The organism is Pseudoalteromonas prydzensis (assembly GCF_011050055.1).
GTDB classification, from domain to species: Bacteria; Pseudomonadota; Gammaproteobacteria; order Enterobacterales; family Alteromonadaceae; genus Pseudoalteromonas; species Pseudoalteromonas prydzensis_A.
The window spans coordinates 1-23,671 of sequence record NZ_DRGM01000120.1 but is presented as its reverse complement, the minus strand read 5'-3'; the positions used below and the strand labels follow the sequence as shown (position 1 = coordinate 23,671).

Genomic DNA, 23,671 nt, shown 5'->3' with positions numbered 1-23,671 from the left:
TCATTGGTCCCCACGAACCAACGTAGTCGATGTAACGGTTGCCGTCAGCATCAAATGTAAATGGGCCTTGGGCTTTGGTAATAAATAGCGGTGTGCCGCCAACGCCATTAAATGCACGTACTGGTGAGTTTACGCCGCCAGGGATAGACGCTTGGGCGCGGGCAAATAAATCTTGGCTAATTGTCATGAAAAATCCTATTAATTGTCACAAGGTGATTAACTATCGCGTTTACGGCTAAACCATGGCACTGCGACTTCATATTGCTCAACTTTGTCGGCAACATCTAAGGTCAATGCAAATAGCGCCATGCGAATTAACACGCCATTTTGCACTTGGCGAAAGATAGCTAAGTTATCGTTACTATTTAAATCGTTATCGAGCTCATTGGCTTCTATGCGGCTATCGCGAGGCAATGGATGCATTAATACTGAGTTTGGTTTGCAGTGAGCATTGTAAATTGATTGGCTAATTCTAAAACCACCACGGTATTTGTTAGCTTCTTCTTGCGAAGGAAAGCGTTCTTCTTGAATACGGGTTTGATAGACGATATCGGCGGCTAAGTTACCTTCCATTTTATTGACGATTTCAATTTTATGGCCCGCATTATCAACCGCATCTAAAATATAACTTGGCATTTGTAAGCCATCTGGTGCCACCATCGAGAATTTTATATCTTTGTAATGACAAAGTAATTTTGATAATGAATGCACAGTGCGGCCATACTTTAAATCACCTACAAGGGCGATGTGCATGCCATCAATGTTTTGATTAAAACGGGTTAACTCACGTTCTATGGTTAATAAATCAAGTAATGCTTGAGTTGGGTGTTCATTAGGGCCGTCGCCGCCGTTGATCACGGGTACCGAGCAGCCAGTGGCAAACTCTGCCACTGATCCGGCATCAGGGTGGCGCATAGCAACTGCATCGGCGTAAGCTGAAATAACGCGTGCGGTATCATAGAGCGATTCGCCTTTAGCTAATGCTGAGCTTTGCATGCCTGTGGTTTCACGTACAAGGCCGCCTAATAAATTAAAGGCGGTGCCAAAACTTACGCGGGTACGGGTACTTGGCTCAAAGAATAAGTTTGCTAAGATCGCGCCTTCTAACACATTGGTGCGCTTTTGCTTTTTAGCATATGGCTCCATTTTTTTGGCTACTGCAAAAATACGTTCAATACAGTCGCGGTCGAGCTGATTGACAGAAAGAATATTTTCACCTTGGAAACTTAACATTGGGGTTATTCCTATCACATTGAAAAGGGGCGCGATCAACCATCAAAGATGGGCACGCAATCGCGCGATACTATAGCAAATTTTTTATAAACTGGGTTTAGTTACGGCTAAAAATATGATGACTAAAAGCAGTAACACTGGTAACTCATTAAAAATGCGATAAAAACGATGGCTACGGGTATTACGGTCATGTTTAAAATCAGCCAACAACTTAAAACAAAAGCCGTGGTACAGATATAAAATAATCACTAATACCAGTTTGTAATGCAGCCACATGCTGTGTTTAAACCACTCACGGCCGTATTCCATAATGGTTAATACACCAAATACCGCGGTAAGTATTGCAAAAGGAGTAACAAAATACAGTAACCGGCGCTCCATTACTTTGAGCATTGAATTACATGATTTCTCTTCACTCATCGCATGATAAACAAACAGTCTTGGCAGGTAAAAAATGCCAGCAAACCAGGCAATCATAAAAAAAATATGTAGGGCTTTGTAAACCAGTAGCACGCTCATAATGTTCTCTATTGTGTTAGTTAAAGTAAGCTATTACGTATGGTGAGGATATGGCGGATCTGATCCCAGCGCATAATTCCCATAATTTGTTGATTATCGAGTAAGTTATAAATATACACAGCGCCACTGCGTTTATCTTTTAGTATATCAAAAGCATCAGCAAGGGTTGCTTGGCTGCTGATCCCCTGCAGGCTGATATAGTTTATAGCGATGTTTTGATCCGACATTAAACTTAAATCATATTCTGCGAGTCGGTAGCCATTTTCAGCATCATAAACAATCAGTGGGGTTTGGCTATCTACCGCATTTAATGTATTTTCGATTTGTTGTTTGTCATCTGAATACAGTAATTTAAAGTTTTCATCCATTTCGTCCATCACCCCCACCTTTTGCAGCGCTTCGGTCGCTGGTGATACTTGATAGCTTAAGCCTTGAAAATCCAGTTGCTGTAAAAATATCGAGCGATTACCAAATATTTGTAATGCAGTAACATAGGCGGTCGTAATAACCAACATGGCTGGGACAATAATCTCTTGGCTTGAGGTAAGCTCCATCACCGTAGTTAAAGCCGCAAGCGGGGCGTGTAGGGTGGCTGCAAGTAAACCTGCCATCCCTAATACACTGTAAGTGCCCGCTATATCAACACCAGGACTAATAAATTGCGCAAAAAATGCCATTAAGGTGCCCATTAATACGCCAAGCCCGATCACTGGGCCAATAATGCCACCGGGTATACCTAAGCCAATAGCAAACAGAGTGGCGAGTAATTTAGCTATTAAAATGGTAGTGAGCAGTTGTACATCTTCAGGGGTTTCTACTGCGAGCGTTATTGCACTCATACCCGAGCCCATCGCTTGTGGCACTAAGTAAGCGATGCCGCCAGCAATCAGGCCAGCCAATAATAGTCGTGGGAACATGCTCAAAGGTTTAAAAGTCCGGATGATCAACATTAAATTTTGGTTAAACGCATAGGCAACGGCGCCCAGTGCAATACCAAATAGGATTAAAAATGGGTAGTGCCAACCACTTAGGGTGGTGATGGTGATAAGTTCTAGTTCAGAGGCATTACCAAACACAAACTGGGTCGCTAATGCGCCGGTAACGGCAGCGAGCATAATAGGCACAAATATATGCACTTTGTATTCACGCATGACCACTTCCATTACAAAAATTACCGCAGCCAATGGGGTGTTAAATGACGCAGCAATGCCCGCAGCAACGCCACAACCACTGAGGGTACGCATAGCGTTATACGGTAAATGTAATTTGTCGGCTAAGATACTCGCGCCGGTTGCGCCCATATGTACCGACGGTCCTTCACGACCAACCGAAAAACCACTGATCAATGCCAATGCACCACCAACAAATTGATTAACCGTGTTATACAACGGCATTTGTCCGTAATGACTTTTAATTCTATGGATTACAAAAGGAATACCTAATCGATAATGTTTAAAACCAGTCAAAGCCGCGAACAGAGCAATTAAAAAAGCGGCAACAATAGGCATTAAAACCCGTTCTAGGGGCGGTAATGTGGTGAAATTATCAGGGCTATCAAGGAACAGTCCTTGAAAAAATAAAATAGTTAGACGAAATAGAATGATCAAAAACGCCGCAATTAATCCAGCACTTACGCCGAGTAAGCACAATTGCACCGATGTTTTTGGCTTTGCCAAGCGACGCCTAAGCGTTTCAAGCCACATGCTTTGTTCCTCGCCACCTATTCCAGCGAGCAGTTTAGCAAAAGTGTCACAGTAAGTCCTTTTGATTTTACTGGTTTTTCACTTAAACCAAATTGATGTTCACTAAGGCTTAGGGTAAGTTGCAAAATCACAGCAGCGGATATTCAATTTTGGAAGGATTCTATGCACATATTATTAAGTGTTTATAACAAAGTGATCAGCAGTAGTTTACTATACTTGATTAAAACACTCGGGTATTAGATAATCAAAACAATGTAGGTATAGAGGGTTATGGTATGTCAGAAGAATTACCCATTAAGTTCAGCGATGCAGCTGCTGTTCGCGTTAAACAGTTAATCGACGAAGAAGAAAATCCAGATCTAAAACTGCGTGTTTATGTCACGGGCGGAGGGTGCTCTGGTTTCCAATATGGGTTTACTTTTGATGAAAAAGCAAACCCAGGCGATTTAGAAATTGTCAAAAATGGCGTAACCTTAGTGGTTGACCCAATGAGTATTCAATATCTAGTTGATGGTGAGGTGGATTACACCGAGGGACTTGAAGGCGCACGCTTTTTTGTTGCCAACCCCAATGCAACTACCACCTGCGGGTGTGGCGCTAGTTTTAGCGTTTAAAGGCATTGATTAAAGTCGCAGATTGCGGCTTTTTTATTGGCTAAAATTTATAATATTAAGATAACGTTCTAATCTTATTGCCTTAAAACAACTACGTACTCTATTATTCATACAATCATATTTCGCACTTACTATTGATAGCTAAAAGGAAACTTTGTGTTGAAAAAGCTTGCTCAGCAATTAGAAGAAAAACCCTATATTCTCGCCATAATCATTGTTGCAGCTATTTGTATCTGGATGGGGTCAGGGTCAAGTCATGCTAGTAATGAAGAGCCACAAAGTAATGTTGACAAAGTAGCTAAAGTTCAAGTGGTGAAGTTAGTCGCTCAAGATATAAAAAAGACCTTGTCGTTCTATGGTAAATCAGAGCCAGATAAATTAGCGCGAGTTAGTGCACGCCAAGCCGGTGAAGTTGACAAAATCTATGTTGAAGAAGGGCAGTTTGTTGAGCAAGGTGCATTGATACTTGAGTTAGATAAATCCGATTTAGTCGCTCAGTTAAGTTCCGCCACGGCATTATTAAAGCAATATACGGCTGAGTATGAAGGTGCTCTTTCACTTAGAGATCAAGGCTTGCAAGATCGCATACAAACCATGCGTAGTGAAGCTGTGCTAGCGCAAGGAAAAGCGCGTCTAGCTGGGCTTGAATTACAATTGGAGCGTACCGAAATTCGCGCACCATTTAGTGGCATTATTAATACCCGCTTAGTGCAGTTAGGCGATTATGTTGCTATTGGTGATACTATTTTAGAGTTGGTCGATCTAGATCCTTTAATTGTACGTGCCGATGTAACACAAAAAGAAATCACGGGTTTGCAAGTTGGTCAGGCCGTGCATGCCCATGTTTTAAATGATAAATCATACCCAGGGAAAGTGCGTTATATTGCCTCAGTAGCAGATGACAGTACCAATACGTTTCGTATTGAAGCGGCATTTGCTAATCCTGAGATGAAATATAAAGCGGGTTACTCGACTCAACTTGATATCTCGCTTGACTCAGCGCCTGCGATGCTATTAAGTCCCGCCTACATGGCACTGGATAGTGAAGGCAATATCGGTGTGAAGGTGATTGACGCTGAAAATCGCGTAGAATTTAAAAATGTTAGCCTTGCAAAATCAACGGCAGAGGGCGTGTGGCTGTGGGGATTAGGTGAAACAGCAAATGTGATCACTTTAGGGCAAGGTTTTGTCAGAGCTGGTGATATTGTTGAGCCTGTGTTTGTCAAAGCTGATACTACGACGGGCGAGTAACGGCATGAAAAACTTAATTGAAGCTTCGCTTAATCACACGCGTACGGTACTGCTGATTTTTACTTTATTATTGATATCAGGCTGGGTGACATACCAAAATATTCCCAAAGAAGCGAACCCCGATGTCACCATTCCGTTTATTTATGTGTCAATCATTCATGATGGTATTTCCCCAGAAGATGCTGAGCGGTTGCTAGTAAGGCCAATGGAGATTGAACTGCGTTCTATCGAAGGGGTAAAAGAAATGACTGCGGTGGCCAGTGAAGGTCACGCCTCAGTCACACTGGAATTTATGGCAGGAATGGATCCTAAAGAAGCACTGGCTGATGTACGCGACCGCGTGAGTCTTGCCAAAGCTAAATTACCCTCAGAATCCGAAGAACCTGAAGTACATGAAATTCTCATGGAAGATCAGCAACCCACCATTACTTTAACGCTCTCTGGTGACTCACCTGAACGCGGCTTATTAACCCTTGCACGTAATTTAAAAGACGAGCTTGAAAGTATCTCTAGCGTATTGGAAGTTGATGTCGGTGGTGACCGCGAAGACATGGTTGAAATTGAAGTCGATCCGCTCGCGATGATTTCATATGGCCTTGAGCCAAGTGATATAATTCAATTACTCTCTAACAACAATCGGTTAGTCGCTGCAGGTACCTTGGATACCGGCAAAGGGCGGTTTGCTGTAAAAATTCCTTCGGTATTTGAAACCATCCAAGATGTGATGGAACAACCTGTTAAAGTGGTAGGCGATCGTGTCGTGCGCTTTATGGACGTAGCTAAAATTCGCCGTGCTTATAAAGATCCTAGTTCAATAGCGCGTATTAATGGTCGCCAAGCGGTGTCTCTAGAAGTGAAAAAGCGTGCTGGTGAAAATATTATAGACACAGTAGCACAAGTGAAAGAAGTGGTCAGTCAAGCACAAAAAATGTGGCCTGAGCATATTCGAGTTGATTACACCGGCGATATGTCAAAAGACGTTGAAATGATGCTCGCTGATCTGCAAAACAATGTGTTATTAGCTGTATTACTGGTGGTCATTGTGATTGTTGCTGTGCTTGGAGCACGTACCGCATTTTTAGTGGGGGTAGCTATACCTGGTTCATTTTTAACCGGTATTTTAGTGATTTCCTTATTTGGCTTAACCGTTAATATCGTGGTGTTGTTTGCGCTGATCATGGCGGTCGGCATGCTGGTGGATGGCGCGATTGTTGTTACTGAATTTGCCGATAGAGCAATGAGTGAAGGGAAATCACGTAAGCAAGCTTATAAAATTGCTGCCGAGCGAATGGCATGGCCAATTATTGCATCAACAGCAACTACGCTTGCTGCGTTTGCGCCGTTAATATTTTGGCCGGGAATGATGGGTGAGTTTATGAAATACTTACCCATCACTTTAATCGCAACATTATCAGCATCATTACTGATGGCACTGGTGTTTGTGCCAACGATCGGTGGCTTGATTGGAAAAATTAGGCCGTTAACGGCATTGCAAAAGCAAGACTTGGTGATTGCTGAGTCAGGTGATTTAACTCAGTTGCAAGGTTTTGCGGGGCGTTATGTACGGGTATTAAATCGAGCGCTTGATAAGCCGTGGTGGACGCTGCTCGCTGCCGTTGTGTTCTCAATTTTAGTGTTTGTCGGTTTTGCGGTATCAAAGTTAGGGGTCGAGTTTTTCCCAGATGTTGAGCCAAATGGGGTGAACATTAAAGTACGCTCATATAGTGATCTGTCTATTTATGAAAAAGACCTGATCATGAAAGAAATCGAAACCCGTATTTTAGCCGTTGAAGGTATTAAAACCTTGTATGCGCGCACCGGTGGGCAAGATCAAATAGGCTCATTTCGACTAAATTTAAAAGAGTGGCATGTGCGCCCGCCAGCCGAAGATATCATCACCCAAGTTAATGAAATTACTGCAAGCTTTGCGGGTGTTGAGATTGAAATGCGTAAGGATGAAAACGGTCCAGGTGGTGGTAAAGCACTGAGTATTGAACTGAGTTCAAAATTTCCTGAGGTATTAAATCAGCAAGCTAAAGTGATCCGCGCAGCGATTGAAAACGATGGTGCATTTCGAAATGTTGACGACACAGCTTCAAAACCTGGGATTGAGTGGCAGTTAAAACTTAATCGAGCCGATGCAGCCCGCTACGGTGCAGATGCGGCTATGCTCGGTGCTAATGTGCAGTTAATTACTAATGGTTTAAAGTTAGGTGAGTATCGTCCTGATGATGTTGACGACGAGATAGATATTCGAGTGCGCTTTCCTCACGACAAGCGTGATTTAAGTCGTCTGGAAACGTTACGTGTTAAAACCATACATGGCCAAGTACCAATTAGCTATTTTGTTGAACGACACGCAGCCCCTAAAGTGGATACTATTCGCCGTGTTGATGCTCATCGCGTGGTGACCATTAATGCCGATATGAAAGTGGGTGAACAACTTGCCAAAGCTTTACCACGCTTACAAGCGCAGCTTAAAGAGCAAGGTTTAGACCCTAGAGTTAAAATTAAAGTCCGTGGCGAAACCGAAGATCAAGATGAATCAGAGGCATTCTTGAAAAATGCCTTTTTAGTTGCGCTATTTGTGATGGGAATTATTTTAGTTACTCAGTTTAATAGTTTCTATCAGGCCTTTTTGATTTTAAGTGCGGTGGTATTTTCGACTGTTGGCGTGTTTTTAGGCTTATTAGTGTTACAACAACCCTTTGGTATTGTCATGTCAGGCATTGGGGTTATTTCGCTGGCCGGCATTGTGGTGAATAATAACATTGTGCTAATAGACACTTACAATGTACTAAGAGCACAAGGGCTTGCTGCAAAAGATGCCATTTTAAGAACCGGTGCACAGCGATTGCGGCCGGTACTATTAACAACAGTGACAACCATTTTAGGGTTAATGCCGATGGTGTTGCAGGTTAATATTGATCTATTTAATCGCACAATTGATTTTGGTGCACCTTCAACCCAGTGGTGGGTGCAATTAGCGACCGCTGTTGCGGGCGGTTTGGCTTTTGCTACCGTACTAACGTTAGTGTTGACACCTTGCTTACTGATGTTACGCGAACGGCGCAGGGCGTAATATTGGTTTATTTTTAGTCACTCACGCGGTATGAGTGACTTGCATCATTAGAATAAAAAAGCCTAACACCATGGCAGAAAAGACTAAAATGTATATAAAGCCCTTCTTACCTTGTTTAATAGGTATCTTATTTTGCTTAAGAAAAAAGTACCAAATTAAGCAAAGAATAATTGGCATGAGGAATAATAATCGGAACATAAACTTCTCTCTTTGGTGATGATTATACAGTTTAGTAGCATAACCATTTAATTTTAAAGTTAAAAATAATTTATCGTAAAAAGGGTTCATTTCAATAAATTATTTGTTACATTAACGAGGAACTAATACTAGACTATTAACTTTAATATTTGTTTTACAATAAAGTTAATAGTTTACAATAGCAATTACCTAAAAAAGGTATTTGGCTGAAATTAGTTATTCCACATGAGTATGAATAGTATATAATGTATCCAAGAGTGAGACGGGCAAAATTTCACTCTTAATTAAACTTTAAATCATCTAGTAGGAGATGTTTTTTATGATGGGTAAAACAGTTTCTTCTGAAGAAAACTCAAAACTAACCAAGTGGCTTAAAACTAAGCGTCACGAGAAAGGTCATACAATGCGTAGCCTTGCTCAAGTACTTGGTACACCGCATTCATTTATTGGTAAAATTGAAAACCAAGAGCGCCGTTTAGACGTGATTGAATTTTTACGTTATTGTGATGCATTAGAAGTCGACCCGTACGAAGGTTTAGGCTTATTAAAAGAAGACTAATAGTTAGTTTTTTTAGTCAGTGCAGGGAAGCGCTTTCACCAGTAATTTATTCCCTACCACTTGCAAACTTCCCCCTCCAAAAACACTTTATGTATTCCCGTGATAGCTATTTTCTAACGCATACAAACGATGCCGAATTAGGTATAAAAAGATCAGTGATGGCAACACCATCAAGGCTGTTAAAATAAAGAATAATGACCAATTGCCACCTAGCCAATCATCAATTACTACGCCGCTATAACTCGATAGCAATGTTCGTCCTAAATTTCCTAGTGAAGCTAGCAGCGCATAGTGAGTTGCACTAAAAGCTCTGTCGCAGAGCATGGATATAAATGCCACCATAGCCACTAACGACCATGCTTGAGTAAAACCGTCCACCACCACAGCCATCGCATACAAATGCTCTTGAGGTCCTGCAAGAGCAATCCAAGAAAACATTAAGTTGGATGCCGCCATTGCTACACCACTTATAAATAAACCTTTTACGATACCGTATTTATGATTAAAAATACTGCCTAAAAAAGCAAAAACGATGGTAATTAAACCCGTTCCCAGTTTTGAGTAGTTGGCAATTTGTGTATTGCTAAAGCCGACTTCTTTATAAAACACAATCGACATACGGGCTAAGAATGCTTCACCAATTTTGAATAAAAAGATAAAAGCCAGTAGCGCAAGTGCCGTTTTCACGCCATTACGAGCGAAGAACGTTTTAAATGGGTCGAGTACAGTAACAGCCAGCCACGCTGCAACTTTAGTTAAGTTAGTTTGCTTACCCAGCGCCAATTTTTGCTGATAAATACGTTCTAACTCAGCATGCACGGCTTCACGATTTGATTCAGGCTCTTTCGCCCAAAACACACAACTCATAAGTAGTAACATTACAATAGCTAAAAAGTAATACACTTGCGGCCAGTCAATGCTTGGCATATCCGCCATATAAAAGGGAATTGCGCCAAGTAGCGCATAACCGCTCCACCAACCTGAGGTTGCCATGGCCGCCGCAGCCGTCGCTTTATGACTCTCATTTTCATCTAAAGTATCAATACGAAACGCATCAATAGCGATATCTTGAGTGGCAGAGGCAATGGCTATAAGTAAGCATAAAGCCGCGGCGATAGCTAAATGGGCGGTAATATCGAGCCCTGCTAGTAAAATAACACCGAGTAAAATAAAGCCCTGACAAAGCAGTATCCAGCTACGGCGTTGGCCAAGCCAACTATAAAGAATAGGGAGTTTGATACGGTCAACTAAAGGTGACCATAAGAAGTTTATACTGTATGCGCCAAAAACAATGCCGAATAAACCAATCATACTGCGGCTAAGACCTTCATCTTTGAGCCAGGCTGACATTACTGAGCCAATCAGTACCCAAGGAAAGCCACTGCTCATGCCAAAAATAAACACATTTATAAGTCGTTTATCTTTAAAGTAAGAAAAATATTCTGCTATCGACAAATTTTTAGTCATAACGCCTTCAATGGCAAAGAGAGTCAAGCGCTCTCTTTATTATAGTTACAATGGAGTTGGCTCTAATACGGTCATATTTAAAATAACAACGGGGGTTTTTGGTACAAAGTCATAACCAATTTTTTCATTAAATCCCGTTTCAACTTGCATGATTTTATCAAGTGTTTCATAGCCTTCCATTACCATGCCGAATACAGCAAAGCCCCAATCTTTACCAGGGTTTAGATGATCGTTATCATCCATGTTAAAGAAAAACTGACGAGTTCCAGAGTGTGGTTGACGATCTTGATAGGCCATGGCAATGCTGTACATATCATTTTTTGAACCATTGCCACTTTCATTAAAGATAGGCTCGCCTTCATAAACACCGTCATACTCTTTATCGTAGCCACCGCCTTGAATAACAAAATCACGCTCGTTTTCTACATCACGCTCAACACGATGAAATACGGTGCCTTTATAGCTATCATCCATCACATAGGTTAAAAAATTATTGACGGTAATAGGGGCTTTTGAGCGATCCATTTCGATCACTATTTTGCCCATCGAGGTGGTGATCTCTACGCGAGGAAACATATTGTTTTTCTGCACAAAGCGTCCTTCAGTTACTGCTATAAGTGGTTGGCTAAGTAGTAATAAAGCAGCTAATAAAAATACACGTTTCATGATTATCCTTCTAAAAATGCAAGTAATTCAGGGTCTGATACCATGCGGGTTATTAGTTGTTCAGTCAACTTATTGAGTTGACCTTCAATTTTGGCTCGATCATGACCCAGAGGTCCTGCAAGGCTCGCATTGCCACGGTAGATTTTACTAAAGTTACTGCTGCTACGAATAACCCGTACACCGAGTTCGATTTTTGCATCGCTGGTATGGGAGACCATTTTTTCAGTCACCACTGCTTGTAATGTATGAATATCAACTTCAAAGCGCGTGGTTGCTAAATTTGAAATGCTGGCGCCATTACGACTCAGTGCGCTATCGAGGGCACTTTTAATTGACTCTGTTAGTCCTTGACTGGCAATGGTTTGGGTTTTATCTGAGGTGATCAATTTTAATGTCGCAGGGTCACCACGTAAATCAATCACACTGGTGCTTAAACTTTGATTAATTGAGCTTAGCTTGCCACCTTGATAAACCGGATTTAAGATCAGTTGATTCGGCTGACTACTACAAGCCGACAGTGATAATAAGGCACAGCAAGGTAAAATGTATTTCATCATGGTTATAGCATTCCATTATTTTTAGTCGCACTTAATACTACAAACTTTTTATTTGAACCAAGTAACTCACAATTGCCAAACATGCGTTTTAGTTTGTCATGGTAGTCTAGATGACGATTACCAATAATACGCAATTCACCCCCATTTTTTAAGGTGTCTTTGGCTTGCTTGAACATTTGCCATGCAATGTGATCGGTAACCGCTTGCGCTTGGTGAAAAGGTGGATTACATAACACAATGTCGACACTTTCACGCTCAAAGCCAGTTAAGCAATCGTTTTCGATAAATGCACATTGCTCAAACTTGTCTTCCATATTCAGTTCTACAGTCAGCCGTGCAGATTCAACAGCCATGTACGATTCATCAACAAACGTCACTTGCGCATTAGGGCAGCGCGCCAGCGTCATTAACCCAACTACGCCATTGCCACAGCCTAAATCAATAATACTTTTTGCTTTATTGGTTTGTGGTAAATAGTCAAAAAAGAACCGCGCACCAATATCAAGTGAATCACGCGAGAATACATTGGCATGATTACTAATGGTAAAGTTGGTGCCTTCTAGCGGCCAGCTTACTGGGAAATCTGCGGCTTTATAACCACCTGCTGCGTGGCTAATAATAAGGCGCGATTTTTTCACTGCTAAACTGGTTTTTGTTTCGCCAATAAATTGCTCAAACGCTTTAATGGTTGAGTTGTGCACATCTTTGGTTTTCGCAGCGCCAATAACCGGCGTGCCTGGTGCAAGTACTTCACTGAGTTCAGACAATTGGTATTGTAAAAAAGCCAAGGTGCGCGGCACCTTTAAAATCACTAAATCAACCTGCTCAGGTAACGCCGATAAACTATCAAGTTGGCTAAACGCTGTTGTGGCAATTTTATTCTCAGCGAGGTTATAAGCGGCAGCTTGGTGACTAATATAAGAGTCATTGACTGAACAAACCGTTAACTGGCGTTTGCTAAAATAACAAGACAATGCACCAAAGCTATCATTTAAGATCAGCAAAGAGCGACAATCAGGATAATGTTCAGTAACATAGTCGATTAAGTACTCGTCTGCTGAATCCCAAGCCTGTAAGCTACGGTTTTTTTGATCTAATGGAAAGCGTTCAAGAGTAAAGGTTGTATCGCCGAGCTGTGCTTGCGTGGTCATAATAGTTAGTGATCAGTAATCAATTGATAGGTAAATTCTAACATGCAACGGCAAAAGGCCAACCCTCATATGTTACCAAATGGCTTTTCTTACCAAAGAAAGGCGTTGAGCGCGCAAAAAAGCCTCGATTTATTTTATCATCTGCAGCAAAACCTAAATTGGCAGCAACCCAATACCACCGTTTACGGGCGCACAGGGCCAATTCCACGCTTACAGTGTTTTATCAGTGATAATGATATTGAATATGGCTATTCCCACAGTAAATTAGTGGTTGAGCCTTGGCCGGCTGTTTTATTAGCGATACGCAAACGCTTAGAGGGTCACTTACAACAGCCTTTTAATTCTTTGTTGGTAAACTATTATCGCGATGGCAACGATACCATGGGCTGGCACAGCGATGATGAAATAGAACTCGGTTTTCAGCCAACTATTGTGTGCATCTCTTTAGGCGCAGAACGGGTGTTAAAACTCAAACATAAGGCCACTAACACCGTAACCGACTTATTGCTCCACAGTGGCAGTTGTTTAGTGATGCATGGTGACAGTCAACGAGATTACCAACACGCGATAGCGAAGCAAACGACCTTGGCTCATCCGCGTATCAGTTTGACGTTTAGGTATATAAAGCAAACTCCCTAACTATAATTTTGTTAGCCAAGGCGCTTGGCAACTTGTTATAGTAAGGCAATAAATCAGTTTTAAAGTGAGCATGTATGTCAATGCAACAACAAATAGCAAGCAAATTAGCCGATGCGATAGCGTGTAAACATCTTAATGTGGTCAACGAAAGCCATATGCATAGTCGTGGCAGCGATTCGCACTTTAAAGTTGTGGTGGTAAGTGAGGAATTTAGTGGTAAGCGTTTATTACAACGCCATCGGCAAATTAATGAAATTTTAAAAGATGAGTTAGCCAATCATATTCATGCATTAGCAATTCATACCTTTACCCCAGAAGAATTTAGTGAGCAAAGCGGTCAGATCGCAGACTCACCAAGCTGTTTAGGCGGCTCTAAATTAGATTAACGGCCAGGTCTGATAGGGCACAACACTCATCAGACCTGTATTTTTACAATTAGCCTTTAAACTAGCGCTAATTTTTATTGAGATAGATATAGGATGATCAATGGTCATTAAGCCTAAAATTCGCGGTTTCATCTGTACTAATGCCCACCCAGTTGGCTGTGCAGCGCACGTACAAGAACAAATTAACTATGTAAAACAGCAAGGCGCATTAACAAATGCCCCTAAAAATGTACTCGTTATCGGTGCTTCAACTGGTTATGGCCTTGCTTCTCGTATTACTGCTGCATTTGGCGGTGGCGCTAAAACTTTAGGTATCTTCTTTGAAAAAGAAGGCACAGAGCGTAAAACGGGTTCTGCGGGTTGGTATAATACTGCGGCATTTCAAGCTGCAGCAGACGCTGAAGGTTTATGGTCTAAAAATATCAATGGTGATGCGTTCTCTAACGAAATCAAACAAAAAGCGATTGATACAATTAAAGCGGATTTAGGCAAAGTTGATTTAGTTATTTACAGCCTAGCATCGCCGCGTCGTACTGATCCAAATACTGGCGAAGTGTATTCTTCTACCCTTAAGCCAATTGGTAATGCAGTTACGACTAAGAACTTAAATACTTCAAAGCGTGAAATTGACGAAATTACCGTTGAAGCGGCGAACCAAGAAGACATCGACAACACTATTAAAGTGATGGGCGGTGAAGATTGGGAAATGTGGATTGATGCGCTTAAAGAAGCTGATGTACTTGCTGATAACTTTAAAACCACGGCTTATACCTATATTGGTAAAGAGTTAACATGGCCAATTTACGGTCATGCAACAATTGGTAAAGCAAAAGAAGATTTAGATCGTGCAACCGTAGCCATTAAAGAATCAACGAGTGCATTAAACGGTGAAGCATATGTGTCGTCACTGAACGCAGTAGTAACCCAAGCAAGTTCAGCTATTCCTATTATGCCACTTTATATTTCTGCTTTATTTAAAGTAATGAAAGCGGATGGTACTTATGAAGGCACCATTGAGCAAATTCATGCTTTATTCACTGAAAACCTATACGGTGATTCACCTCGTTTTGACGACGGCGGCCATTTATTCCAAAACTACAAAGAGTTGGAAGATGACGTGCAAGCGCGTATTCAAACAGTGTGGGACAGCGTAACCACAGCAACAATTGACGAATTAACTGATTACGTGGGTTACCACAATGAGTTTTTACGTTTATTTGGTTTTGGTATCGACAGTGTTGATTACGAACAAGACGTTGATGCAGTCGCACCGATTGCAAATATGATTGATTAATTCAGCCATGTTTATTTGAAAAGTCGCTGCGGCGACTTTTTTTATGACCAAGTGCTTTTCCCCTCTATTTTTGTTTAATTTCCATCTTGCCTCGCGAGCAATAGCACTTTGGTCTATATTGAATTTTATTCAAATGTAGCGATTGAGCTAAATAACGACACTTGTCGTATAAATTTCATATTTACACTCGCATAGTAGTCACGATTAATGTTAAAATTCGCGCAATATATGTGAGGAGTTTAACTGCGTTGCTTGTTTTGAGATTAAAACAGGTAGTTCTTTGATATCTTGAATTTAGCTTAGATCATCGAAATAGCGACGTGGTTGGTACGATTTTTCAGTTTCTTTCCGTTAATGTAGTGCAAGTGCGTATGATCAACATAAAAAAAGGTCTGGACTTACCCATAGAGGGCGCACCTCAGCAAGTTATTCATGATGGTTCTACCGTCAAGCGTGTAGCTGTGCTAGGTGAAGAGTTTATTGGTATGCGTCCAACCATGCATGTTCGTGTGGATGACCAAGTTAAAAAAGGCCAGGTACTTTTTGAAGATAAAAAGAACCCAGGCGTATTATTTACTGCCCCAGCTGCTGGTACAGTAAAAGAAATTAATCGTGGTGCAAAACGTGTGCTGCAATCTGTTGTTATTGAAATAAACGGCAGTGAGCAAATCACCTTTGACTCTTTCTCAGCTGAGCAACTTTCGAGCCTCGACCGTGAAAAAGCCAAAGAAGTACTTATCCAGTCAGGTCAATGGACGGCGCTTCGTGCTCGCCCATTCAGTAAAGTAGCGGCTGTGGATGCAAATCCTAGCTCTATCTTTGTGACGGCTATCGACACTAACCCACTTGCTGCAGATCCGGCAGTGATTATTGCTGAAAATGTGCAAGCATTTGAAGCGGGTTTAGCTGTGGTTTCGCGTTTGACTGATGGTAAAGTATTTGTTTGTAAACAAGCAGGTAGCCAAGTACCTAGTTCATCAATTCCTCAAGTAGAAGTACATGAGTTTGGTGGCGTACATCCGGCTGGCCTTGTTGGCACACATATCCATCACTTAGACCCAGTGTCTGCAAGCAAGCAAGTTTGGCATATTGGTTACCAAGACGTTATCGCCTTTGGTCATTTATTCCTAACCGGTGAAATCTTTACTGATCGTGTGATTGCTCTTGCTGGCCCGCGTGTTAAAAATCCTCGTTTAGTGAAAACTCAACTGGGTGCTGCTTTAGATGATTTAGTTGCTGGCGAATTAGAAGATGGTGATAACCGTGTTATCTCTGGTTCTGTTTTAGCGGGTGCTACGTCACAAGGTCCTCAAGCATTCTTAGGTCGTTACCATGTTCAAGTATCGGTATTACTTGAAGGTCGCGAAAAAGAATTGTTTGGTTGGATTGCCCCAGGCACAGATAAATTCTCTGTAACACGTACTTTCTTATCTCACCTAACACCGAGTCGTTTATTCAAAATGACAACGTCAACAGGTGGTTCAAAACGTGCCATGGTACCAATTGGTAACTATGAGCGTGTGATGCCTTTAGATATTTTACCAACACTCTTATTACGTGACTTAATCGCGCGTGATTTAGATGGTGCAATTTCATTAGGTGCGCTTGAACTTGATGAAGAAGATTTAGCGTTATGTACCTTCGTTTGTCCAGGTAAATACGAGTATGGTTCAATCCTACGCGATTGCTTGACTACGATCGAGAAGGAAGGCTAGAGAGATGGGTTTAAAGAAATTTCTAGAAGATATCGAGCCGCATTTTGAAGCTGGTGGGAAACATGAGAAGTTTTATGCGCTGTATGAAGCAGCTGCAACTATTTTTTATACCCCTGGCCACGTAAATAAAGGCGCGACACACGTACGCGATAACATCGACCTAAAACGTATGATGATTTTAGTGTGGATGGCGACGTTCCCTGCCATGTTTTTTGGTATGTTCAACATCGGTCATCAGGCTGCTGGCGCATTAGCGCAAGGTTTTGAACTAGCAAATTCTTGGCAAGTTGGCCTGTTCCAGATGTTTGGTGGTGAATTAACCGCTGAATCTGGCTGGGGCGCGAAAATGTTTTATGGTGCCTGTTTCTTCCTACCTATTTATGCGGTTACTTTTGCCGTAGGTGGTTTTTGGGAAGTTATATTCGCTTCAGTGCGTAAACATGAAATTAACGAAGGTTTCTTCGTAACGTCTGTGTTATTTGCACTTATTCTGCCTGCAACTATTCCTCTATGGCAAGTTGCACTAGGTATTACGTTCGGTGTGGTTATCGCTAAAGAAATCTTTGGTGGTACAGGACGTAACTTCTTAAACCCTGCTTTAGCAGGCCGTGCGTTTTTATTCTTCGCATACCCTGCACAAATTTCAGGTGACACAGTATGGACAGCCGTAGATTCATTCTCTGGTGCAACTATGCTAGGTCAAGCGTTTGTTGGTTCACTTGATTACAGCAATATGGCTCTTTGGTGGGATGCGTTTTATGGTTTCATTCAAGGTTCAGTAGGTGAGACATCTACACTTGCATTGCTAGTTGGTGGCTTATTCCTTATTTACGTTCGTATCGCTTCATGGCGTATCGTGCTAGGTGTATTCTTGGGTATGGTTGCTACCGCATTCTTATTAAATGCAGTTGGCTCTGAGACTAACCCAGTCTTTGCAATGCCTTGGCATTGGCACTTAGTATTGGGTGGATTTGCTTTTGGTATGTTCTTTATGGCGACAGATCCTGTGTCTGCGGCATTTACAGACAAAGCAAAGTTCGCATACGGTGCGCTAATTGGTGTGATGGTTGTGATGATCCGTGTAATTAACCCTGCGTTCCCAGAGGGTATGATGCTAGCAATCTTATTTGCTAACTTATTTGCACCATTATTCGATCACTTCGTAGTGCAAGCTAATATCAAGCGGAGGTTGGCACGTAATGTCTAGTAATAACGAATCAATCGGCAAAACGCTCACCGTTGTTGTGGCACTATGTTTAGTGTGTGCAATCATCGTATCGTTTGCTTCAGTTCAGCTTCGCCCTTTACAGCAAGCTAACAAAACGCAAGATATTCAAAAGAATATCTTAGCTGCAGCGGGTATTGATGCTGTTGAAAATATCTCTGATACGTTCAACGCAAAAATCGAAGCGCGCGTTGTAAACATGAAAACCGGTGAGTTTGTTGAAACTGACCCTAATACATTTGACTTTGAGAAAAGTAAATTTGACCAAAAAATTAGTTTTGCACTAAAAGCAAACGGTATCAAAGATATCGCAGGCATTCAGCGTATGACTAAAGAGTCACCAGTTTACATCTCGAAAAAAGCAGACGGTTCAACAGATGCTATCATTCTACCAATCCAAGGTTACGGCCTTTGGGGTGTGATGTATGGTTTCTTAGCGCTTGAAAGCGATGGCGAAACAGTTAAAGATATTAACTTCTATAAGCACAATGAAACACCAGGTCTTGGTGGGGAAATTCAAAACCCACAATGGACTGCAACATGGGAAGGTAAAGAGTTACCAGTCGATGTTGTAAAAAGCGGTGCTAAAAATGATCATCAAATTGATGGTTTATCAGGTGCAACTTTAACTTCAAACGGTGTTGATCACGCAGTTGACTTTTGGACTGGCGATAACGGCTTTGGTCCTTTCCTTGCGAGAGTACGTGAAGGAGCGTTGAAATAATGGCTGATACTAAAGAAATGAAGTCGGTCCTATTTGGTCCGGTACTGGCAAATAACCCAATCGCACTACAAGTACTGGGTATTTGTTCTGCGCTTGCGGTAACGTCGAGCTTAAAAAATGCCTTAATCATGTCAATCGCATTGACTTTGGTAACGGCTTTCTCAAGCTTCTTTATCTCAATTATTCGTAACCAGATCCCATCATCTGTACGTATTATCGTGCAAATGACCATCATTGCGTCATTGGTAATCGTTGTAGACCAAGTATTACAGGCCTTCTCTTATGCTACGGCAAAAGAGTTGTCGGTATTCGTTGGTCTAATCATTACTAACTGTATCGTAATGGGTCGTGCTGAAGCATACGCGATGAAGTCGCCGCCAGTTATGTCGTTCCTTGATGGTATCGGTAATGGTTTAGGTTACTCAGTAGTGTTACTTACAGTTGGCTTTATTCGTGAACTATTTGGTAAAGGCACATTATTTGGTGCTGAAATCATCCCTCTTGTACAAGATGGTGGTTGGTATCAGCCTATGGGTCTATTGATTTTACCACCTAGTGCATTCTTCATCATTGGTTTATTCATTTGGGTACTTCGTACTTATAAGAAAGACCAAGTAGAAGCGAAAGGATAAGGGGCAGACAGTGGAACATTATATTAGTTTATTCGTAAAAGCAGTTTTCATTGAAAACTTAGCTTTAGCCTTCTTCCTAGGTATGTGTACTTTCCTTGCAGTATCAAAGAAAGTAACAACGTCTATCGGCCTAGGTGTGGCAGTTATCGTGGTATTGGGTATTTCAGTACCAGTTAACAACTTGGTTTATCATGCGGTTCTTGCACCTGGTGCACTTGAGTGGCTTGGTTACCCTGAAGCGGATCTTAGCTTCTTACGTTTCTTGACCTTTATCGGTGTTATTGCAGCACTAGTACAAATTCTTGAAATGGCATTAGATAAGTTCTTCCCAGCACTTTATAACGCGTTAGGTATCTTCTTACCATTGATCACAGTTAACTGTGCAATCTTCGGTGCAGTATCTTTCATGGTTGAACGTAACTATAACTTCAGTGAATCTGTGGTTTATGGTATCGGTTCTGGTGTGGGTTGGGCGCTAGCAATTACTTTACTTGCTGGTATCCGTGAGAAAATGAAATATTCAGACGTGCCAGATGGCCTACGTGGTTTAGGTATTACCTTTATCACGGTTGGTTTAATGGGTCTTGGCTTTATGTCATTCTCTGGTATTTCACTTTAATAGGTAGCGAGGATAAATCATGAGTTATGAGATTTTCTTAGGCGTTGGTGTTTTCATCGCTATCGTTGTACTGCTAGTTTTAGTCATCATTGGTGCTAAATCTAAGTTAGTTGCAAGCGGTGACATCATCATCGGCGTAAATGGCGATCCAGACAAAGCCATTACAACATCAGCAGGTACCAAGCTTTTAGGCGCGTTATCTGAATCAGGTATTTTCGTATCATCTGCATGTGGTGGCGGTGGCTCTTGTGGTCAATGTCGTGTACACATTCACTCTGGTGGCGGCGATATCTTACCAACTGAGCTTGATCACATTTCTAAAGGTGAAGCCCGTGAAGGCTGTCGTTTAGCGTGTCAGGTAAATGTTAAAAACGACATGGAAATTGAGCTTGAAGAGTCAATTTTCGGTGTTAAAAAATGGGATTGTGAAGTTATCTCTAACGATAACAAAGCAACCTTCATTAAAGAGCTTAAGCTACAAATTCCTGATGGCGAGTCAGTACCGTTTCGTGCCGGTGGTTATATTCAAATTGAAGCGCCACCGCACCACGTTAAATACGCTGATTTCGATGTACCAGAAGAGTACCGTGGCGATTGGAACCATTTTGGTTTCTTCAAGCTGGAGTCAAAAGTAGACGAAGAAACAATTCGTGCTTACTCAATGGCTAACTACCCAGAAGAAGAAGGCATCATCATGCTTAACGTGCGTATTGCTGCGCCGCCGCCAAGAGATTTAAGCTTACCTTGTGGTAAAATGTCATCGTACATTTGGTCACTTAAAGAAGGTGATAAAGTTACTATCTCTGGTCCATTTGGTGAGTTCTTTGCAAAAGACACTGATGCCGAAATGGTATTCGTAGGTGGTGGTGCTGGTATGGCACCGATGCGTTCACATATCTTTGACCAACTTAAGCGTTTGAACTCTAAGCGTAAGATGAGTTTCTGGTATGGTGCACGTTCTAAACGTGAAATGTTCTATGTTGAAGATTTTGACGGCCTAGCGGCTGAAAATGATAACTTCGTATGGCATACCGCGCTTTCAGATCCACAACCAGAAGATAACTGGGAAGGCTATACTGGCTTTATCCATAACGTGTTATTTGAGAACTATCTTAAAGATCACGAAGCGCCAGAAGATTGTGAGTTCTACATGTGTGGTCCGCCAATGATGAATGCTGCGGTTATCACTATGTTGAAAGACTTAGGTGTTGAAGACGAAAATATCTTACTAGATGATTTCGGTGGTTAATACCAAAACTAATTAAAATTAGTTAAAATGCTAGCCTCGTAACAATAACTGTTACGAGGCTTTTTTATATTCTTAACTTAACTAAGTAGGCTGCAATGAATAGAGTTTTTCACCCACAAGGCATTATTGCCTTATTCTTTTTTACCCTCACTTTACTCATAAGTGGCTGCGGCCAGAGCGATGAACCGCAAGAGCTTTACCTTGAAGGTAAAACCATGGGTACCACCTATCATATAAAGGTGTTCGCCAAACAAGAAAAATTGGATTCACTAAACTTACTGCCAGAGATAACACAGCTTCTTAAAGACATTAATCAGTCAATGTCGACTTATATTGATGATTCTGAAATTAATACATTTAATCGTTTGCCAGCAGGGCAAGTGACGCCAATCAGCAGTGACTTTAGAGCGGTGGTTAGCGAGTCTATTCGCTTAGGTGAGTCTACTAAGACTCTTGATGTAACTATGGGACCACTGATTGACTTATGGGGTTTTGGCCCTGATAAGAAACCAACAAAACGTCCCACCGACGCAGAGTTAGCTGCGATGGTTGCACAAATTGGCGTTGATAAACTGATCCTTAGCGACCAAGGCTTAGCAAAAACCATCGATGGTTTGGAGCTGTCGTTTTCGGCTACCGCTAAAGGCTATGGTATAGATAAAGTGGCTGAATTATTAGAAAGCCATGACTTAACTAATTACATGGTTGAGATTGGTGGTGAGCTTAGAGTTGCTGGTAAAAAACCAAATGATCAAGATTGGCGTATCGCCATTGAGCAGCCGGACGCAGAGCCTGGTGTGCGTAAAGTGCACCGCGTATTAGCACCTGGTAACAACGGGATTGCCACATCGGGTGATTATCGTATTTTTTATGAAATGGATGGCATAACCTACAGCCATTTGATTGATCCAGCAACCGGTATGCCGAGCCGTCATGATTTAGTCTCGGTTACTGTGTTACACCCATCAGCCATGACTGCCGACGGCCTTGCAACTGCATTAACCGTCATGGGGATGGAAAAAGCTAAGGCCTATGCCGAAAAACATGACTTACCAGTGTACTTAATTGGTAAATCAACGGATGGTTTAGTGACATATTCGAGCCCCGCATTCAAACCCTATTTGTAGCAGAGCACAAAGCCGTTTATAATACACACAGCTTGGTGATTATCACCAAGCATTATTTTATTGCTGATCAATAGGGGCTAAGCAATGTCACTTTTTCTTCTTACATTTGGTTTATTGCTTTTAATAGTCGCAGCAATGGCTGTGGGCATGATGGTACAAAAGAAATCTATGGCCAGCAGTTGTGGTGGTTTAGGCTCTGTAGGTATTGATAAGGCCTGTGATTGCGATGATCCATGCGACAAGCGTAAAAAGCGTATGGCAAAAGAGCAAGTTTGGAAAGAAAACCAAATTTTATAAGCTCATTTTAGCCTAATATCACCTGAGTCCAGGTTAAAGGAAAAGCGCCTCATTAGGCGCTTTTTTGTGGTTGTTTACAATTTGACTAATTGACTACCTAATACTGCATATTTTACGCCTTTTGCTCGTAAGATAAACGCTGCTGGGCCTAGGTATCGCTGACTGTGCATTGCCACATTGATAGCTTAACCAGTCACTTTGATTGTTAAGTCGTGTTATATCCCCCGAAAAACAACTGTAGCCTTGGCTTAACAGTTGACGATATTTATCGGTTGTAAGCTTTAATCACTGCTTTGTTTAATCCGTTAATTTCGTGCATTGCAATTGCTGCGGCAGTTAAAGTAAATGAGCCGCTAAGCAAGCCAAGTAGTATGGTTTTGCGAATCATATTAATATCCTGTTATTTTTATTTTTTAATTTGTTAAGAATATAATATTTAACTGGATCGGTCTAAAATTATCTTCCCTTGAAGTGAAATCATTTTCCAGAAACCTAATGCTTAACGGGCTTTATTCTTAATTGATTGTTTATTATCAATAATAATTATTGGCAAGGTGTTTTTTTGAACATTTAAGTTGATTTTAAGACTGAAATTTAGACTAAATTCTATAAGTTAATTTTTTTCATCTATCGGATTTATTTTTATCAGTTGTCAGCTTTGAGCTATTACACTAAATTTAGTTTCAAGGAAGCGAAGTAAACAAGCCGCTTACAAAGAATCTTTATAATTGTGTGTGAAGATGTTGTCAAAGGCGGTTCAAGTT

General features: G+C 41.4%; 23 protein-coding genes and 1 pseudogene. 15 read left to right on the top strand and 9 right to left on the bottom strand.

The features are described 5' to 3' along the window. The 4 genes and pseudogenes from ENH88_RS11235 to ENH88_RS11220 form a co-directional block, all read right to left on the bottom strand. Positions 1-187: pseudogene (locus ENH88_RS11235) on the bottom strand (aspartate aminotransferase family protein); the annotation flags it as partial. A 29-nt stretch (positions 188-216) separates the two neighbouring features. Next, positions 217-1,233: an aspartate carbamoyltransferase gene (locus ENH88_RS11230; RefSeq protein WP_304182332.1), complete on the bottom strand. Its 1,017-nt coding sequence runs from the start codon at positions 1,231-1,233 to the stop codon at positions 217-219. Between the two features lie 84 nt (positions 1,234-1,317). Then, complete coding sequence (locus tag ENH88_RS11225; RefSeq protein ID WP_304182331.1) at positions 1,318-1,752, bottom strand: CopD family protein; 435 nt, start codon at positions 1,750-1,752, stop codon at positions 1,318-1,320. 20 nt (positions 1,753-1,772) lie between these two features. Next, positions 1,773-3,455, bottom strand: coding sequence for a chloride channel protein (locus ENH88_RS11220; protein ID WP_304182330.1), 1,683 nt, complete (start codon positions 3,453-3,455; stop codon positions 1,773-1,775). Between the two features lie 275 nt (positions 3,456-3,730). Here ENH88_RS11220 and erpA point away from each other — a divergent pair, with 275 nt between their 5' ends. From erpA to ENH88_RS11200, 4 genes are all read left to right on the top strand, one after another. Continuing rightward, entirely contained in the window at positions 3,731-4,069 is a 339-nt protein-coding gene (gene erpA, locus ENH88_RS11215; RefSeq protein WP_304182329.1) for an iron-sulfur cluster insertion protein ErpA, read from the top strand. Positions 4,070-4,225: 156 nt separating this feature from the next. After that, the gene (locus ENH88_RS11210; RefSeq protein WP_304182328.1) at positions 4,226-5,320 is read left to right on the top strand and encodes an efflux RND transporter periplasmic adaptor subunit; all 1,095 of its coding nucleotides are present in this window, start codon (positions 4,226-4,228) and stop codon (positions 5,318-5,320) included. 4 nt (positions 5,321-5,324) lie between these two features. After that, on the top strand, positions 5,325-8,402 hold the full coding sequence (locus ENH88_RS11205; protein WP_304182326.1) for an efflux RND transporter permease subunit: 3,078 nt from the start codon (positions 5,325-5,327) through the stop codon (positions 8,400-8,402). A gap of 517 nt (positions 8,403-8,919) precedes the next feature. After that, positions 8,920-9,159, top strand: a complete 240-nt coding sequence (locus ENH88_RS11200) for a helix-turn-helix domain-containing protein (protein WP_016708680.1) — start codon at positions 8,920-8,922, stop codon at positions 9,157-9,159. A gap of 87 nt (positions 9,160-9,246) precedes the next feature. On the opposite strand, the gene ENH88_RS11195 is transcribed toward ENH88_RS11200, so the two are convergent. Genes ENH88_RS11195 through ENH88_RS11180 form a run of 4 tightly spaced genes read right to left on the bottom strand, consistent with a single transcriptional unit; the run spans position 9,247 to position 13,000 of the window. After that, positions 9,247-10,626, bottom strand: coding sequence for an AmpG family muropeptide MFS transporter (locus ENH88_RS11195; RefSeq protein WP_304182325.1), 1,380 nt, complete (start codon positions 10,624-10,626; stop codon positions 9,247-9,249). A 45-nt stretch (positions 10,627-10,671) separates the two neighbouring features. Continuing rightward, positions 10,672-11,292, bottom strand: a complete 621-nt coding sequence (locus ENH88_RS11190; protein ID WP_304182324.1) for a peptidylprolyl isomerase — start codon at positions 11,290-11,292, stop codon at positions 10,672-10,674. Between the two features lie 2 nt (positions 11,293-11,294). Next, positions 11,295-11,849, bottom strand: a complete 555-nt coding sequence (locus tag ENH88_RS11185) for a YajG family lipoprotein (RefSeq protein WP_304182322.1) — start codon at positions 11,847-11,849, stop codon at positions 11,295-11,297. A gap of 2 nt (positions 11,850-11,851) precedes the next feature. After that, positions 11,852-13,000, bottom strand: coding sequence for a methyltransferase (locus ENH88_RS11180; RefSeq protein ID WP_304182321.1), 1,149 nt, complete (start codon positions 12,998-13,000; stop codon positions 11,852-11,854). A gap of 42 nt (positions 13,001-13,042) precedes the next feature. Here ENH88_RS11180 and ENH88_RS11175 point away from each other — a divergent pair, with 42 nt between their 5' ends. The 11 genes from ENH88_RS11175 to nqrM all read left to right on the top strand — a co-directional run bounded on the left by ENH88_RS11175 (position 13,043) and on the right by nqrM (position 22,907). Further along, the gene (locus ENH88_RS11175; RefSeq protein ID WP_304182320.1) at positions 13,043-13,639 is read left to right on the top strand and encodes an alpha-ketoglutarate-dependent dioxygenase AlkB family protein; all 597 of its coding nucleotides are present in this window, start codon (positions 13,043-13,045) and stop codon (positions 13,637-13,639) included. A gap of 74 nt (positions 13,640-13,713) precedes the next feature. Beyond that, on the top strand, positions 13,714-14,025 hold the full coding sequence (locus ENH88_RS11170; RefSeq protein WP_304182318.1) for a BolA family protein: 312 nt from the start codon (positions 13,714-13,716) through the stop codon (positions 14,023-14,025). A gap of 100 nt (positions 14,026-14,125) precedes the next feature. Next, positions 14,126-15,319, top strand: a complete 1,194-nt coding sequence (gene fabV, locus ENH88_RS11165) for an enoyl-ACP reductase FabV (RefSeq protein ID WP_304182317.1) — start codon at positions 14,126-14,128, stop codon at positions 15,317-15,319. A 371-nt stretch (positions 15,320-15,690) separates the two neighbouring features. Beyond that, positions 15,691-17,034 (top strand): Na(+)-translocating NADH-quinone reductase subunit A, encoded by a 1,344-nt coding sequence (locus ENH88_RS11160; RefSeq protein WP_304182316.1) that lies wholly within the window; start codon positions 15,691-15,693, stop codon positions 17,032-17,034. Positions 17,035-17,038: 4 nt separating this feature from the next. Beyond that, complete coding sequence (locus tag ENH88_RS11155) at positions 17,039-18,241, top strand: NADH:ubiquinone reductase (Na(+)-transporting) subunit B (protein ID WP_304182315.1); 1,203 nt, start codon at positions 17,039-17,041, stop codon at positions 18,239-18,241. Beyond that, positions 18,234-18,983, top strand: coding sequence for a Na(+)-translocating NADH-quinone reductase subunit C (locus tag ENH88_RS11150; RefSeq protein ID WP_304182313.1), 750 nt, complete (start codon positions 18,234-18,236; stop codon positions 18,981-18,983). Before ENH88_RS11155 ends, ENH88_RS11150 begins: the two co-directional genes overlap by 8 nt. Further along, the gene (locus ENH88_RS11145; RefSeq protein ID WP_301561842.1) at positions 18,983-19,615 is read left to right on the top strand and encodes an NADH:ubiquinone reductase (Na(+)-transporting) subunit D; all 633 of its coding nucleotides are present in this window, start codon (positions 18,983-18,985) and stop codon (positions 19,613-19,615) included. The genes ENH88_RS11150 and ENH88_RS11145 overlap by 1 nt, the downstream gene beginning before the upstream one ends. A gap of 10 nt (positions 19,616-19,625) precedes the next feature. After that, entirely contained in the window at positions 19,626-20,234 is a 609-nt protein-coding gene (nqrE, locus tag ENH88_RS11140; protein WP_064665616.1) for an NADH:ubiquinone reductase (Na(+)-transporting) subunit E, read from the top strand. Between the two features lie 19 nt (positions 20,235-20,253). Beyond that, positions 20,254-21,483, top strand: a complete 1,230-nt coding sequence (gene nqrF, locus ENH88_RS11135; RefSeq protein ID WP_064665617.1) for an NADH:ubiquinone reductase (Na(+)-transporting) subunit F — start codon at positions 20,254-20,256, stop codon at positions 21,481-21,483. 95 nt (positions 21,484-21,578) lie between these two features. After that, positions 21,579-22,610, top strand: coding sequence for an FAD:protein FMN transferase (locus tag ENH88_RS11130; RefSeq protein WP_304182311.1), 1,032 nt, complete (start codon positions 21,579-21,581; stop codon positions 22,608-22,610). 84 nt (positions 22,611-22,694) lie between these two features. Further along, the gene (nqrM, locus tag ENH88_RS11125) at positions 22,695-22,907 is read left to right on the top strand and encodes a (Na+)-NQR maturation NqrM (protein WP_304182309.1); all 213 of its coding nucleotides are present in this window, start codon (positions 22,695-22,697) and stop codon (positions 22,905-22,907) included. A 265-nt stretch (positions 22,908-23,172) separates the two neighbouring features. On the opposite strand, the gene ENH88_RS11120 is transcribed toward nqrM, so the two are convergent. Then, entirely contained in the window at positions 23,173-23,295 is a 123-nt protein-coding gene (locus tag ENH88_RS11120; protein ID WP_304182308.1) for a hypothetical protein, read from the bottom strand. Positions 23,296-23,671: the final 376 nt, after the last annotated feature.